Consider the following 15560-nt stretch of genomic DNA (forward strand, 5'->3'; position numbering starts at 1 on the left):
TTTTAATTATTAGATTTTAAACTTACAGAAATCTCTTTTCGACGATAATCTCCTCTTGATAAGTATTTTTCTAGCCATGTATAAAGCACAATAAAAAGGTAACGACTACCCATTTCTTTTAACTTTAATTTTGATACTCCTGCCGATCGATTTCTCCATGTAATAGGTATAATGGCATAGGAAAAACCTCGTACAATGGACTTTAAAGGAAGTTCTACAGTAAGGTTAAAATGGTGAGAAAGTAGGGGGGATATGCCCTGAATCACCTCTCGTCGATACATTTTAAAAGCATTAGTAGTGTCATTGAAATTTAAGCCAAACAGTACGGAAATAAACAGGTTTGCCATGCGATTAATGGTTAGTTTATACAAAGGATAATCAATAACTTTGCCGCCCTTGATAAATCTTGAACCAAAAACACAATCATAACCCTCTTGTATTTTATAATAATAGTCAACTATATTTTCAGGACTGTCAGAATTATCTGCCATGACGATCGCTACTGCATCGCCTTTGAAATTCTCTAAACCACAGCGAACGGCAAAACCAAAGCCATTGGGATAGTAATTATTGATATAGCAAACTCTCGAATTTTGTTCATGCAATCCTTGTAAAAGGTTTTCGGTATTATCCTTACTATTGTCATTAACTACTAAAATTTCATAGTTAATCTCGGCTCGATCGAGGTGTTGACTGATATTATTAATGGTATTGACGATGCAATCTTCCTCATTATGGGCCGGAATGACAAGGGAAAGTAAATTAATTTTATGCCTTTCCTCGTGAGAAATAACAGGGGGTGTAATATCCTCAACTAAAGCGGGGGTTAAGGCTTCGGGAAAATAGGCTTCTTTGCCCTGATTTTTGTTTTTAGAGAAGACAAATCGATCGCTGATGATAAAATTTAGGGAAGCACTGATTAACGCCCCTAACACAGTATTAACGGCGTAATTAACTCCTAACCAATCCAATACGGGAAACACAAAAAACACCCGTGTTATAATCGCCGTTCCCGCAGATACATGATAGAGAGGTAATTGTTTGAAAAGTACATTAAACCAATTCCAACTACCGCCACGCCATACCCAGATGCGATAAATAAAGAAACTAGCAATCAGGGAAAGTTCGATCGAGATTATATTAGCAACATTGTGTAAAAATGGGGTATCAAAACCTAATTTGTCGATAAGGAGGAAAATCAACAGTAAATTAATGGCGGTAGCTATACCACCCCCTAACAAAAATTTAACTACTTTTCCCGATAATATGTTGTTATTCATAGTCTGACTTAAAAGGGGTTAAGGTTAACACCATCGATCGAGGTTATTGGTGTAAATTTCCAGTAGAATATCTTTGACAGTATATTTGAAATGCCAATTAGGATAGTGACTTTGAAACTTACTCACATCGCTAATCCACCAGATATGATCACCCATACGATTAGTTTCACTATAACTCCAATTCATCTTTTTCCCCGTAATCTCCTCACAAAGTGCGATCGCCTCTATCATAGAACAGTTACTAAAACGACTACCACCAATGTTATAAACCTCACCCTTACGAGGATTTTGATAAAAATGATAAAAGGCATTAACTAAATCATGACTGTGGATGTTATCCCGAACCTGTTTACCCTTGTAACCGTAAACCTCGTAATGATTGCCCGTCATGGCACATTTCATCAGATAAGATAAAAAGCCGTGTAACTTAGTGCCAGAGTGATTTGAACCTGTTAAACATCCTCCTCGAAAACAAGCAGTTTTTATGTCAAAATAGCGTCCATACTCTTGTACTAAAACATCAGCGGCAACTTTAGACGCACCAAAAAGAGAATGTTTTGTTTGATCAATACTCATGGTTTCGTCAATACCCTTAGCATAGAGATGATTAGAGTCGATTTCCCACCGCAATTCTTCTTCTTGAAGCGGTAAAAAATTTGGTGTGTCGCCATAAACTTTATTCGTAGAGCAAAAGATAAAAACGGCTTGGGAGCAATATTTTCGGGTACTTTCCAATAAAGTTAGTGTACCATTGGCGTTGACGGTAAAATCAGTATGGGGATCATTTACCGCCCAATCGTGGGAAGGTTGTGCCGCCGTGTGGATAATGAGGCTTATATCACTACTATATTTTTCAAAAATAGCCTCGATCGCATTTTGATCTCGAATGTCTATATCATAATGAGTATAGTTTTTTTTATAAGTATTCAATAAATAATTTTTATTCCATTCCGTAGAAGCATCTTCTCCGAAGAATACCTGACGCATATTATTATCAATACCGACAACATCAAATCCCATTTCAGCAAATAATTTAACCGATTCAGAACCAATTAACCCTGCTGAGCCTGTAATTAATACAATTTTACTCATTTTCGTTTGATCGAAATTTTAATTTTAAAAATCTCTTTTTTTATCCTCCACAACAAGTGTTAATACCCATACTTTTAAGAATTAAATCACTCACGGCATTGGCGATCGCAAACTCACTATAAAAACTTTTCTGAAAGTCAAAAGACTGCATTTCTGTAACAATAGCAATAACAAGAGAACCGAGATCATTTTCTCCTTCTAATCTCTGACGGATAAAAATTTGAGATGCTCTTGCCGCAATGGTATCATTAATAAGTTCTGGGACAAATTCTTCATTTAACCATTGACGTAAATTGGTTTCTAGCCATGCTTTTTCCATTTCTGGATTTTCGACGGGGGGTAAGACAATAGGAGGAATGGGTTGAGACATGATTAAATATTATATAGGTTTCCTTTATTAGAAATTATATATATTTAGTTCATCAGTTATGATAGATATTCCGTCTATTATTCAAGGTTATGCTCACGGTAATTTTTTGATGGCCGACGACAATCAACAATTAGGATGGTATTCTAGTAACCAAAGAACTTTAATTCCCTTAGACGATCGTTTTCGCTACCCTAAATCTCTACAACGGGTGTTGAATCAAAATACTTTTTCTGTGGCTATCAATAAAGATTTTTTGGGAGTTTGTCGAGGATGTGCCGATCGAGATACTACTTGGATTTCTGATGAATTGATTTATATTTATACCCAATTGAATCGGGCAGGATGGGCTTATAGTTTTGAAACGTGGAAAGGAGATCAATTAGCAGGGGGCATTTTAGGTATTGTGATTAGAGGTGCTTTTATCGGTGAATCGATGTTTTTTAATATTCCCAATGCTTCCAAGGTAGCAATGGTTAAATTAGTAGAACATTTACGATCGCAAAAATTTGTCGTATTTGATGCACAAATGCAAAACCCCCATTTAGAGAGATTTGGTTCTTACGTCATCGATAATCAAAAGTATATGAAAATATTAGCAAAAGCTCTTGATACTCAATGTAACTTTTCAATTTATAATTAAGGTGTGATAAAAAAGTCTTTTGATAAGGAGAAGGTATTAGGCATTAGGTATTAGGTTAAATAACAAAAAAAATCAAGGCTTTGAGACTTTGTATCAGATATAAAAAACAAATTTGTTTCAAAAAAAATAAGGTCAAAAACTTAACACTTTTGATCCCATTCTCTAAATAAAATATTTCTATACTTAATTATTAATACGAAGATTGAGTTCTTTATTTATAATCTCTTATCTCCTAACTGCTATCTTCTACCCTCACCACTCATACTTTTTGACCAGATCCTAATTATAGATAAAGTATATTATGTTTCCGATTCTATCTGACTGATAGGAATAAAGTTTTCCCAAGGTAATAAAATAGGTTTTTTAGTAAATAATAATTGTCCTCTGTGGGTTTTTCGATCGATCGCCACACCAATAGGAGATTTAGTTAATTTAACATGAAAATAACAATAGGTCTGATAAATTTCCCTAGCAGATTTGAGAATATTGGGATCTAATAGATCGGGAACTCCTTTTGTCACTTTATGTGCTGTTCCATTTTTGAGATTAGAATTCATTTCTCCTCCTCTAATATTTCTGAATTTATCGTTATTGATTAACTATTATAAGTAAGTCAGTAAAGTTAGAGATTATATCTTCCTGAAAAAGTATTTTGATTAGGTAACATTACGGTTAAAAGATAAAAAATAATCCAATATAAATAGCTGACACTATCAGTTGTATTGCCATCATGGGTAATCCATATTTAAGGAAAGTACGAAAAGAAATTTCTTTGCCGTGTTGTTGAGCAATACCTGCCGCTACAATATTAGAAGATGCCCCAACCAAAGTACCGTTTCCTCCCAAAGTTGCTCCAAACATCATGGCATAAAATAAAGGTAACACTTCTGGTGGAAATTGTCCTGCAAAATTCGGATCAAGTACTTCTGTTCCCACTAAACCAACATTGACAAGATATTGTTTTAATAAAGGTACCATTGCCACGACTAAAGGTATATTCGGTACAACACTAGATAATAGTCCTACCACAAAAATCAACACGATCGAACCTAAAAATATATTTTTTCCTAAAATGATCGCTAATAATCCAGATAAACTTGTCACGACTCCTGTTTTTTCTAAACCACCAATCAAAACAAAAATAGACATGAAGAAAATCAAAGTACTCCAATCTACATCTCTAAGGATATTATGAACCGTATCAATTTTACTGTGATGAGCTAATAATAAAGCTAAAGCCGCTCCTAATAAAGCTACTGCCGCCGGTGAAACTGGTACCGCTAAAGAATCTCCAAAAATGAAAAATGCCAGCACAAAACTCATAATTAAAGCTCCTAAAGCTAACATTCTAGGATGATTTACTTGGGGCTGAGGTAAGTCTTCAAGATGAGTAAATTTAGTATTCCAGATTTTGCGAAATAGTAGAGGTGTTGCGATCGCCACTGTTATCACCGCCATTAATCCCCCAATACTTAACCGTTGGAGATACTCCAGAAAAGTCATATTAATTGCATCTCCAACAATAAAAGTAGCGGGGTCTCCTACTAAAGTAATTAATCCTGCACTATTGGCAACAAAAACCATCAAAATTAACAAGGGGACAAAATTAACACCGATTTCTTGGGCTAGAGGTGGAATTAAAGGGGCTAAAAGCATTACAGTTGTTGCATTGGGTAAAACAGCACAGATAGGAGTGGTAATACCGATAATACCCAATAACAAAACATTACCTCTACCTTTAGCAATAATTACCATTTGGGTAGCTAAATACTCAAAAATTTTAGTAGGCTCAAATGCTCTAACTAATACCATTACTCCAAAGAATAAAACTAAGGTAGCATGACTTCTGCTAATATACTCAACAGCTTCATTAAGGGTAAGAGTATGGGTAAAAATGAGTATTAATGCACCTAATAAAGCGGCAATAGTTAGATGTAACTTTTCAGACATAATTAATCCAATAACTGTTACAAAAACTGAAGCGGCTATGATACTTGAAATATCGTTCATAATATTAAAAATTCTTTATTTGCTAAAAGTCAATGAAGAGTTAATCCAAAAAATATAGAAAAGGCAAACCTAAAATATGGACTGTTAAACAAAACTATCTTTCTGAAGTTTCTATAAGAATTTCTGAAAGAGTTAAAGGTTTATATGCTAAACATTTTAATAAAGTTTCTAAATTCTGAGAAAATGTTAAATTCATCAATAATAATTAATAATCAAAATAATTTAATTAATTAGGAGGTTCTGAAAAAGTCTTTTTATGAGGGTAGAAGTTAGAGAGAGGAGATAGAAGAAATATTAAAAAAATCAAGGTTTTGATGTTGTTAATCCATTTAAAAAGTACACTTATAACTAATAGAAATAAAGTCAAAAGTGTTAAGTTTTTGAGTAAAAATCCCTAAAATTGCAAAGTTTTTTGTTGATGTAGTATATAGAAATCTTTAATTTTATTTAATAGGTTTATAATTTATTCAAGAGACCCTAATTTTAAAAAATCTTTAAAAGAAAAATCTTAGAAAAAATATCAAAAATTTATCACTATGTACCATTTTTTATAACTCATAAAAATAGAAAATAATAGTCAAGGATTAATAGATTATAAAACAATATTTTCTCAAATATTTGATTTTTCTAAAATTTATTACTATGGTGATTTACCACAATCTATTTAGGATTGCTATATATTTGATTCGTGGTAAGCTAAAATGCAGTCAGGTTGCATAGTTTAATATAGGGGTTTAATATAATAACAAGGGTTTTAAATCCCTTAATTGATCAAACTCTTTCTTATTTGTTGTTATCTGTTACCCCTTGTCTATCCTCACAGTAAACTTAGATGGATCTGAGCTTAACTATTAACTATCTACTATTATCATGTCTCGATCGAAATCCTTACAATATTATATTCTGGCACGTCTTTTATTAGCACCATTAATGATTTGGACAATTATTACGATTGTTTTCTTATTATTAAGAGCAACTCCGGGAGATCCTGCTGATGCTATATTAGGATCCAGAGCGCCTGAATCAGCTAAACAGGCTTTAAGAGAAGATTTAGGATTAAATGCCCCCCTATGGGTACAATATTTTCGTTATCTACTTCAAATACTCAATTTTGATCTTGGTACTTCTTTAAGTAGTCGGGGACTTTCTGTGTGGGATGTTATTCAACAATATTTCCCTGCCACAGTAGAGTTAGCCTTTTTCAGTATTTTAGTAGCGATCGTAGTGGGGGTAACTATTGGCATTATATCAGCTTCCCGTCCTAACACAATATTTGATGTGGGGGGAAGACTATTCGGTATTATCACTTACTCTTTACCGTTATTTTGGGTAGGGATGATTGTACAACTAATTTTCGCCGTACAATTAAAATGGTTTCCTCTCGGTACTAGATTTCCTGTAGGTACGCCTTCCCCTGATGCCATCACAGGATTATATACCCTAGATAGTCTTTTAAGCCTTAACTTTGGACAATTTTTCACCGCAATATATTATCTCATTTTACCTTGCGTCACCTTGGGAATTTTATTAAGCGGTATCTTTGAACGTATTGTAAGAGTAAACTTAAAAAAAACCCTTCGATCGGAATATGTAGAAGCCGCTAGAGCAAGAGGTATTCAAGAAAATAAAATTTTAATCAATCACGCTCTTAAAAATGCCTTAATACCTGTTATAACCGTTATGGGATTAACTTTTGCCGCTTTATTAGGGGGTGCTGTATTGACAGAAGTTACATTTTCTTGGCCCGGACTTGGTAACCGACTATATGAGGCAATTTCCCTCAGAGACTATCCCACGGTACAAGGAATTATGGTATTTTTTGGCGTAATTGTGGTTTTTGCCAGTATTTTAATAGATATAATCAATGCTTTAATTGATCCTCGCATCCGCTACTAAATACAGATTCTGAAAACAGAAAAAAATATTTCCTACTAAATGAAGATTCTGAAAAGAAAATAAAAATAAGTTAAGTTCAGACACATTTAATTTGCATTTTATTATCATAAGACTTCTGCAATAGCCTTGCCAAATATGGCGGAGTAAAAAACTATTTTTGCCTAAGCTAAGTTTCTTACTAATAACGTCACATCCTAATCCTGTTCTTTTTCGACAAACTAGATACATTTTTAGTGAATACTAATGCTACTTTATCAAATTTATCTTTTTATAAAGCTCTAAGTAATTATACTTTGAATATAGTAAATCTACAAAATACTATAAATTTTACTCATTTTAAGTTTTTAAATATTTATCTGTCATATTCTTACAATAAACACTTTGACATATATGACAATACTTGTATAAAAAAATATCTTTTATAGATTATAAACAATTACTTTTAAATTTATTTCATAAATTAAATTATTAAAATTCTTTATTTATTTAATATTATTTTTAAAATTTGTATAGTAATTACAATATAAAAATATGATGAAGATTGTTTCTAAAACCTGTATAAATTTTATATTAACTTTATTAAAAGTTTATAACAAAAATCAGTATTAACACTGATAGCATTCATCCTATAAAAGTTTATACTGTGTTTAAATTCTCTCAAAAAAGAGACTATAAAAATGGGGGTATGGGGGATATTTGGAGTTTCTCTTAACAATTATGACAAATTTATTTAGACTTTTAAACCATACAAAAAAAAACGGCTATACCTTAGTAGAACTTCTTTGCCTCATGACTATTATGGGTATTATTGGGGCATTAGCAGGACCAAGACTTTTGTTTAATGACTCTAGTGCGACAAGTGATGGTACCACGCAAATTAAAGGAATTTTACAACAAACTAGAGGGCGTGCTATTTCTACCACTTCAGCAATAAGATTAATCCCAGATTCCACCAATCCCGAAAGTAAATTCACGATCGAAATAGCAAATACGAGAGGATGTGAATCTTTTACTAAATTGAGAGAAGCGGCAACCAGTACAGATACAGAATTAAAAGTTTATTCTACCAGTGGATTTGTCGAAGGCGATCGCATTAAAGTAGGCAGTGACTCGACAAGTAATGAAATATTAGCGATAGATAAAACCAATTCCATAATTAAGTTAGGAGTTGCTTTAGGATCAGCACAAAATCTCGATAAGACAGTGGAATTAGCCGATAATTGGAGAGCAGACGGCAGTTTTCAAGCGGATGATTTAACGTTACCAGAAAAGGCAATATTTACTTCAAATATCCCTGATTGGACTTTGTGTTTTAACAGTAGAGGAGTTGCTTATATTTACGATAAAGAAGGGGATTCACAACCTAATTTGACTTTAAGTATTAGCAGTACCATCGATGGTGGTGGTGAAACTTTAACGGTTTTAAAAGGCGGTGCTATTCAAACTAATTAATATAACTATTGATTTTATTAAATATGGGACTTTTATAATGAAAAATTACTTTATTGATAAATTAAAATATTACTTTCTCACTCGGAAAAAAGATAGAGAAAAAGGTTTTTCTTTTTTAGAAAGTTTAACAGCGATTTTGGTTTTAAGTATCGCTTTTGCCGTTAATTTACAGTTTTTAGTTGTACTCAAAATTCAAAATTTAAAACAAGAAGTTCAAACAGGTGCAGTCTCTGTGTCAAAAGAAATTTTAGACGATTTGAGATACAGACTTAGTAATAATCTTGGTACTGTTGCTTCAGGTAAAACTGAGATTACCAATAGAAGTAGCTTTGGTTATAGTTACGATGCGGATGTTTATGTCTGCAATAACGAGCCAACTATTGATGCTCAAAATACGGTTACAGCTTGTCCTACTGCGACAGGTTCTAACATTCGATATATTGTCGTCCAAGTTTTAGATAAAAAAAGAAACAATGAAAAAGTTTATACAGTTCAAACTATTTTTACTACTTTACAGTAAGCCCGATCACCCAACACCACTTCGTGATGCCAAAGGCACGCTTTTCGATCGCCATTCTCTGGGATTCACCATGATGGAGGCGATTTCCACATTATTAATCGGAAGCGTTATTCTCGGTTTTGCCTTCAATGGGTTTTTTAGCATGAGGCAAATTTTTATCAGTGATAAAGCTAAAGTCGATGCAAACCAAAGATTAAGAACCATTTTTACCACCATAGGCCCTGATATTCAACAAACAGGAGAAGGATTAATTTCTGATCCCAAATTACCGGCGATCGAAATTTCTGAACAAAATATTGGAAGTACAACGGTAAAAACTTCTGAAATTATCGTTAGAAAAGCAGTTGTACCTTCATCCTTAAATGTTTGTCAAAGTATCACAGCAGGAACAACGAGTATTGTTAACGTTATCGACAATATTAGTACGGATACTACTTGTAGGGTAAATGATTTTCAACCAGAAGATGGTTGGCCTGATACTGTCAAAATCTGGCAAGGATTAAGACAAAACAAAGGAGGTAGTATTCGAGCTTATATTTATGATGGCAACGGAAATGGAGAGTTTTTTAACTACACAGGAGAAGAAACAAAAGATAGCGGTGGCACTGCTATGACTCCGGCAGCAGGTACAAAGCCTGAAAAAGTAAATATTACAACTGGAGGGCATACTTGGCTAAGAGATTATCCTTTCGGTAGTTTTATTTATCTGATGGAAGAAAGACGTTTTCGAGTACAAGACGAAAAATTACAGTTAATTGTCAATAATTCTGAAACTTTTGACATTACTGAAGATGTTGAAAAATTAGAAATAAAAGCTATTTTACAAAAAGAAGCAGGAGGAACACAGTATGTCTGTAAAAAAATACCCCCCACTGTAACCACTGATTGTAGTCCTAATTTCCCAGATCCAGCCACAGAATACTCTTGGGCGCAAATAAAAACCATCGATGTCACGGCTAAAATATTGCCTGGAGAAAATACCAACAATCAAAGTACTGGTACTCTCACCCAAGAAGACTTGAGTTTGACACAACAATTTTTCCCTCGCAACCGACTCAGTTTTTAATTTTTATTTTTAATTCTTATTAATGTTAATCACCATATTACAAAATTATGAAACCTATCGATCGTTCCTTCAAGCAAAAATTATTAACTTTTTTACTCAAACAAAATTCCAGTCAACAACAAGGATATGTATTAGTTTTAGCCATTGGTGTTGTTGTTGGTTTAGCCGGGTTAGTCGCTTTATATGCTAAAACCAGTAGAGTTGAACAATATAACACTTCTGCTACAGTAGATAGTAATAGCGGATTTTATGGTGCTGAAGCAGGATTAAATTTGAGAGCCAATCTGCTTCGAGAAGCCTATTTAAACTATGAACAGCCTGAAGGTACAAGCCCAACATCATCAACTGCCTGTTTTGATTCTAATACTTCTAATGATGGAACTGGAGATTTTCAGTGTGATAAATTCGAGGTAGGTGCAGCTGATACGAAAAGAAGTCCTGGTTCAGTAACGACTTATGTAGTAGCAAAAAATAACGGAGACGCTACTGTAGGAATTGTGCCTAGAGGAAATGCTTTTCAGGGTTTAACTATGCTTGAATATGGACATTCTATTTACTCTCTAGGATTTAAAGATAATAATGCCGCTACTCAGAATGGAAAACAAGCTGTTGCTATTTTGCAGATGGATGTACTGAGTCGGTTAATCCCTATGTTTCAGTTTGCCGCTTTTTATACGGGGGATTTAGAAATTTTCCCCGGTGCTGATATGACTCTTAATGGGCCGGTTCATACCAATGGTGATTTATACTTAGGAAGTAATGCTACTTTAAATATTAAAGGTCAAGTAACCACTGTTCAAGATATTTTTAATTTCAAACCGGCTGATAATTCAAAATTTGCTGATGGTAAAGTAAAAATTGCCAATGCTTTAGGTACTCTTCTGAATTTATTATCCAACGGAACTGGTAGTACAACTCAAACAACAAATGCTATGGATCCGACTAGAATAAAAACAGCATGGGGTACTCAAGTGCAAGTCCAAACCGATGCCCCTGTTTCTATTCCTACGCCTAGTATTTTAAATACTACAGGAGATTATTATACTAAGGGAGATATTCGTATCAAGTTCAAGCCTCAAGCAACCGCACCTAATGGGCAAATGAATTATTTGAAACAAATGTCTTTTGAGGTAAGTGTAGTCGATCGAACGAATAGCAGTGGACAACCTATCACTTCTCCCGTTGCGAGAACTTTCAATGCCAATCAATTAGATAGTTTAAGACAACCAGTAATGGTAGGTGCGGATATAGCCAGTATTCCTAGTAATTCTCCATATCATGCCTGTACTCCAGCAACTTTATCTGGATCAATACTAACTTGGTGGAATGGTTTAACCACAGTGCAAAAAAATACCTTTAGAGAAGTTACTCAAGAGTATATTCAAGAGCAAATACAATCTCAAACTGCACCTTTACTTTATTCTTTATTATCGATTCCGATCGAGGATGTAAAACCTTATGATACAAATTTATACGGTAGTTTTGCTCAAAATACTGCCAATTTGAAAAATAATAACAAATTACAGACTGCTTTTACTACTGCTACTTCAAGAAATAATGCTGTAAGTAATTTAGATAATATGACAACCCAACAAATAGCTGGTTTAGCAGAATATACTGGTACTGGTTCCGGCACAGCAGTTGCGAATACTGCCCGTTGTTTTGTCGCCGCACCTCTAATTGATGTAGGGCGAGATGATGCAACCCACTTATCACCTTTCCGTTTTCGCAATGCTAGGGAAGCTAGAGATATGCGACTTTTACAGTTGAATATTGAAAGTTTAGCTATTTGGAATCGGGATGGAGTTTATTTAAAAAATGGGAACACTTTAGACTCGACAGAAGAATTACTTTATCTTCATGCACCAGTAGATAATAACGCCCCTCAGTATTCTTTCCAAAGACTCGGTTTAGCGGCGATCGATAATTCACAAGAAGGAATGGTGCTTCATGCGACTATTGATGGTGATACTTATACCAATGCCAAAACTAAAACAAGTCGTTATGGTTTTGTCTTAGTAAGAGGAAAACAAGTATTTGGTTTAGCAAAAACAACTTCCCAACTAGATCCTACTGGTTTAACGGTGGCATCAGATCAAGCTGTTTATGTTCAAGGGGACTACAATACTGCAAATAAACAACCGGCTTCTGTATTAGCAGATTCTTTTAACGCTATTTCTAATGCCTGTTTAAATAACGATCGAACTGTTAACCATCTTGGAGCATTAGGATGTAATATAAACGGATCTACCACAGTTGCCACAAATACAAATGTTAATGCGGCAGTATTAGCAGGAACAGATATTACGAACGGATCGGATTACAATGGCGGTTTAGAAAATTATCCTCGTTTTATGGAAAATTGGAGTGGTAAAACTTGGGCTTATCGGGGATCTTTTGTTAGTATTTCAACACCCCTTTATGTTAGTGGCAAATGGCCAGGTACCGGAACGGTTTATAATGCTCCTAACAGAGATTGGGACTATGACGTAGAATTTAACGATCCTAAAAATTTACCCCCTTTAACTCCCCAATTTGTGGCACTCAAACAAGAATCCTTTATTCGTAGTTTTGAACAATAAGAATTAATTAGGAGTTAGCTGTTAGCCTTTAGCTGTTAGGAAAATTCACTATCAAAGGCTTTTTAGGCAAATAATCATCATGGAAACTCGTCTGTAATTACGGGCTATCGTTTCGGGAATAGAACCTAATGTGGAACTACCAACGATTTTGTAATCATCGATCGACATTAATAATAAGAAATCATCAGGTTGCATTTCCTGTAAAACTCGGCGAATAAAATTGCCTTTTAGTTGTTGAAAAGAAATTCCTGTTAAGCGACTATCTACTACTATCCCCGAATTACTAGAGGATACTAAAATAATATGTAAATTAGCTTGAAGTTGATCAGCAAGAATTTTGCTTAAATTTAAGGCTTGGGTAAAACTAGGAGAATTATACTGAAAGTCCGAGATAGCTAACACAACTCGTTGAGTCGTTTTAATAGGTTCGGTAAAACGGGTGATTAAAACGGGTATGGGGGCTTTTTGTATAACATTATCGATGATCCCCCCAAAAAAGTTGTCTTGGTAAGTAGAAAATCCTTTCCAACCGCAGATGATAATATTTGCATTACACTCTTGATAGACATGAATAATACCTTGATCGATCGAGCTATCAATTCTAGCGATACGTTGAACATCCGTAGCCGTAGCATGGGCAATCATTTCCGCCGTTTCTAATAATTGTGCTTGACGGGTTTTTTCTGCTTGAGAAATCGCACCATCAGTATCAATAAGGATATGTAAAGGAAATAGTTTACCTTTGGTGGCATTAACTAAGAGTAAAGCCAAATTTAACAAATTATCTTCAGTATTGGGGTTAGAAATGGGAACGACTACTCGATAAACTGGTTTTTCTTCTTCTGTAAGAGCTTGGTTCGTGGTATCATAAATTTCAGGTATTGAAGATGCTTCTGCTTTAATTTCATCAGCCCATCTTGTCGTAACCCACGGGGAAACAATACAAGTAACAAGAATCATGGCGATCGTACCATTAACCGTTAACTCATCGACTAATTTGATTTGAAACGCTACAGTAATAGCGGCTAAAGTTGAAGCAGCCTGAGCTACAGACAAACCAAACATCACCATAATATTAGGGAAGGAAAACTGAAAATATTTGCCTACTCCCCAAGCGGGAATAAATTTAGCCACGATCGCAACTACTATCATAACTCCAGAAACCACAAACGATCGAGGTTCTTGTATTAAAGTAGCAGGATTAACTAACATTCCCACAGACAACAAAAATAAGGGAATAAATAAAGTATTGCCGATAAATTGAATACGATTCATTAATGGACTTAATTGAGGAATCAATGGACGAATACTGATCCCTGCTAAAAAAGCACCTATAATAGGTTCAATGTCAATTAATTTAGCCCCATAGGAAACCATAAATAAAGTCAGTACCACGAAAGTAAATTCTGCACCTTCATCTCGTCCAAAAGTACGGAAAAACCACCTACCCAATTTAGGTACACCGAAAAGAGTGGCAAAAGTATAAATAGCTAAAGCGGGAATTAAATATAACCAAAAACCGAGGGTTAATCCTCCTTCACTCGCCCTCACCACGATCGTCAATACCAATAACGCTAGAATATTAACAATTAAAGTACCGCCCAGCGTCACCGTCATCATGGAAGAGCGCATCAATCCTCGTTTACTAACAATAGGTAAAGATAAAAGGGTATGAGATGCAAAACAAGAAGCCACTAAAATAGCCGCTAAAATATCATAGCCAATGAATAACATTGCACCAGTACCTAAAGCCATCGGTACGGCAAAAGTAGCTAAACCGAAAATTGTTGCTTTGTCACCATTTTCCTTTAAATCATCTAAACTGGTTTCTAATCCTGCCATGAACATGAGAAATAATAGTCCAACAGTACCAAAAAGCACGATCGTCTTATCTCTGTCTAATAATCCTAACCCATGAGGGCCAATAATAATTCCCGCAACAATTAAGCCCACAATACCCGGAAGTTTAATTTTTTCAAATAATATGGGTGCAATTAATAATACGCCCATCATAATTAAAAATACAGCAACAGGATCTGTAATAGGATTCGGAAGTTGAGAAAATATATAATATTTCGTCATAATCTGCAATTAACAATGAGTGATTGACTGGTTAACTGGTTAACTGATATGGGAATTAGCCACTCCTGTACCTAAAGGCGAGAAGATTCTTATTTTACATAACAAATATCTTACAAAAGCAGTGTCTTTAGAAGATCTAACTGTTTAATAATTAGTAATATGTACTATCACATTAATAAAAATTTTTAAAGTAAAACCATTTTGTCAAGTGTTTGTTTAAAAAAATTAATAAAAATCCAGAATAGTTGATTTGAATGGTTTTGAGATCTTAATACTATCCCCCAGTGTGTAATATCTCCACTAAAAATACCAAGACGATCGTCTAAAATCAATAATTTATAAATAATTATTACAAATCATAAAAGTTTAAACGTATTAATTCTGAGTTATTGTAAAAGGTCTAAAGTTTTATCAGAATACACTGGACAAGTGTAACATTAGTTTAATTTCTAATCAATGCTTATTAAGGGGATTTAAAAACCAGTATATTTTAAAATTCTAAATTCTTTAAATTACCCAAGTCCGATGTTAGAAACCTTTTTATTTATTAATAAGGGTTTAAGAGTGTTA

At 34.2% G+C, this 15560-nt stretch carries 12 protein-coding genes; 6 read left to right on the top strand and 6 right to left on the bottom strand.

From position 1 onward, the window contains the following. Positions 1 to 2 precede the first annotated feature (2 nt). Genes GM3709_RS06320 through GM3709_RS06330 form a run of 3 tightly spaced genes read right to left on the bottom strand, consistent with a single transcriptional unit; the run spans position 3 to position 2742 of the window. The gene (locus GM3709_RS06320; RefSeq protein WP_066117402.1) at positions 3 to 1280 is read right to left on the bottom strand and encodes a glycosyltransferase; all 1278 of its coding nucleotides are present in this window, start codon (positions 1278 to 1280) and stop codon (positions 3 to 5) included. 24 nt (positions 1281 to 1304) lie between these two features. Further along, the gene (locus GM3709_RS06325) at positions 1305 to 2372 is read right to left on the bottom strand and encodes an NAD-dependent epimerase/dehydratase family protein (RefSeq protein WP_066117404.1); all 1068 of its coding nucleotides are present in this window, start codon (positions 2370 to 2372) and stop codon (positions 1305 to 1307) included. Between the two features lie 40 nt (positions 2373 to 2412). Then, the gene (locus tag GM3709_RS06330) at positions 2413 to 2742 is read right to left on the bottom strand and encodes a hypothetical protein (RefSeq protein ID WP_066117408.1); all 330 of its coding nucleotides are present in this window, start codon (positions 2740 to 2742) and stop codon (positions 2413 to 2415) included. A gap of 58 nt (positions 2743 to 2800) precedes the next feature. Here GM3709_RS06330 and aat point away from each other — a divergent pair, with 58 nt between their 5' ends. Next, the gene (gene aat / locus GM3709_RS06335; RefSeq protein ID WP_066117411.1) at positions 2801 to 3382 is read left to right on the top strand and encodes a leucyl/phenylalanyl-tRNA--protein transferase; all 582 of its coding nucleotides are present in this window, start codon (positions 2801 to 2803) and stop codon (positions 3380 to 3382) included. Positions 3383 to 3681: 299 nt separating this feature from the next. Here the strand turns inward: aat and GM3709_RS06340 are convergent, their stop codons facing one another. Together GM3709_RS06340 and GM3709_RS06345 are read right to left on the bottom strand one after the other, a co-directional pair. Then, a complete protein-coding gene (locus tag GM3709_RS06340) occupies positions 3682 to 3939 on the bottom strand; it encodes a hypothetical protein (protein ID WP_066117414.1) in 258 nt (85 codons plus the stop codon). 115 nt (positions 3940 to 4054) lie between these two features. Then, positions 4055 to 5392, bottom strand: a complete 1338-nt coding sequence (locus GM3709_RS06345) for an ArsB/NhaD family transporter (RefSeq protein ID WP_066117417.1) — start codon at positions 5390 to 5392, stop codon at positions 4055 to 4057. 870 nt (positions 5393 to 6262) lie between these two features. On the opposite strand from GM3709_RS06345, the gene GM3709_RS06350 reads away from it, so the two are divergent. The 5 genes from GM3709_RS06350 to GM3709_RS06370 all read left to right on the top strand — a co-directional run bounded on the left by GM3709_RS06350 (position 6263) and on the right by GM3709_RS06370 (position 12908). Next, positions 6263 to 7288: an ABC transporter permease gene (locus GM3709_RS06350; protein WP_066117419.1), complete on the top strand. Its 1026-nt coding sequence runs from the start codon at positions 6263 to 6265 to the stop codon at positions 7286 to 7288. A 717-nt stretch (positions 7289 to 8005) separates the two neighbouring features. Beyond that, a complete protein-coding gene (locus GM3709_RS06355; RefSeq protein WP_066117421.1) occupies positions 8006 to 8740 on the top strand; it encodes a Tfp pilus assembly protein FimT/FimU in 735 nt (244 codons plus the stop codon). A gap of 37 nt (positions 8741 to 8777) precedes the next feature. After that, positions 8778 to 9260, top strand: coding sequence for a type II secretion system protein (locus tag GM3709_RS06360; RefSeq protein ID WP_066117424.1), 483 nt, complete (start codon positions 8778 to 8780; stop codon positions 9258 to 9260). Further along, on the top strand, positions 9214 to 10326 hold the full coding sequence (locus tag GM3709_RS06365) for a hypothetical protein (protein ID WP_144439413.1): 1113 nt from the start codon (positions 9214 to 9216) through the stop codon (positions 10324 to 10326). Before GM3709_RS06360 ends, GM3709_RS06365 begins: the two co-directional genes overlap by 47 nt. A gap of 47 nt (positions 10327 to 10373) precedes the next feature. Continuing rightward, positions 10374 to 12908: a hypothetical protein gene (locus GM3709_RS06370; RefSeq protein ID WP_066117430.1), complete on the top strand. Its 2535-nt coding sequence runs from the start codon at positions 10374 to 10376 to the stop codon at positions 12906 to 12908. 51 nt (positions 12909 to 12959) lie between these two features. On the opposite strand, the gene GM3709_RS06375 is transcribed toward GM3709_RS06370, so the two are convergent. Further along, positions 12960 to 14990: a cation:proton antiporter gene (locus GM3709_RS06375; RefSeq protein ID WP_066117432.1), complete on the bottom strand. Its 2031-nt coding sequence runs from the start codon at positions 14988 to 14990 to the stop codon at positions 12960 to 12962. Between the last annotated feature and the right edge of the window lie 570 nt (positions 14991 to 15560).

Origin of the sequence: Geminocystis sp. NIES-3709 (assembly GCF_001548115.1) — a bacterium.
Lineage (GTDB): Bacteria > Cyanobacteriota > Cyanobacteriia > Cyanobacteriales > Cyanobacteriaceae > Geminocystis.

What these genes read in the sequence shown, in the direction of transcription:
- GM3709_RS06320 (WP_066117402.1), bottom strand. Translation starts at nt 1,280, where the DNA reads ATGAATAACAACATATTATCGGGAAAAGTAGTTAAATTTTTGTTAGGG.
- GM3709_RS06325 (WP_066117404.1), bottom strand. Translation starts at nt 2,372, where the DNA reads ATGAGTAAAATTGTATTAATTACAGGCTCAGCAGGGTTAATTGGTTCT.
- GM3709_RS06330 (WP_066117408.1), bottom strand. Translation starts at nt 2,742, where the DNA reads ATGTCTCAACCCATTCCTCCTATTGTCTTACCCCCCGTCGAAAATCCA.
- aat (WP_066117411.1), top strand. Translation starts at nt 2,801, where the DNA reads ATGATAGATATTCCGTCTATTATTCAAGGTTATGCTCACGGTAATTTT.
- GM3709_RS06340 (WP_066117414.1), bottom strand. Translation starts at nt 3,939, where the DNA reads ATGAATTCTAATCTCAAAAATGGAACAGCACATAAAGTGACAAAAGGA.
- GM3709_RS06345 (WP_066117417.1), bottom strand. Translation starts at nt 5,392, where the DNA reads ATGAACGATATTTCAAGTATCATAGCCGCTTCAGTTTTTGTAACAGTT.
- GM3709_RS06350 (WP_066117419.1), top strand. Translation starts at nt 6,263, where the DNA reads ATGTCTCGATCGAAATCCTTACAATATTATATTCTGGCACGTCTTTTA.
- GM3709_RS06355 (WP_066117421.1), top strand. Translation starts at nt 8,006, where the DNA reads ATGACAAATTTATTTAGACTTTTAAACCATACAAAAAAAAACGGCTAT.
- GM3709_RS06360 (WP_066117424.1), top strand. Translation starts at nt 8,778, where the DNA reads ATGAAAAATTACTTTATTGATAAATTAAAATATTACTTTCTCACTCGG.
- GM3709_RS06365 (WP_144439413.1), top strand. Translation starts at nt 9,214, where the DNA reads ATGAAAAAGTTTATACAGTTCAAACTATTTTTACTACTTTACAGTAAG.
- GM3709_RS06370 (WP_066117430.1), top strand. Translation starts at nt 10,374, where the DNA reads ATGAAACCTATCGATCGTTCCTTCAAGCAAAAATTATTAACTTTTTTA.
- GM3709_RS06375 (WP_066117432.1), bottom strand. Translation starts at nt 14,990, where the DNA reads ATGACGAAATATTATATATTTTCTCAACTTCCGAATCCTATTACAGAT.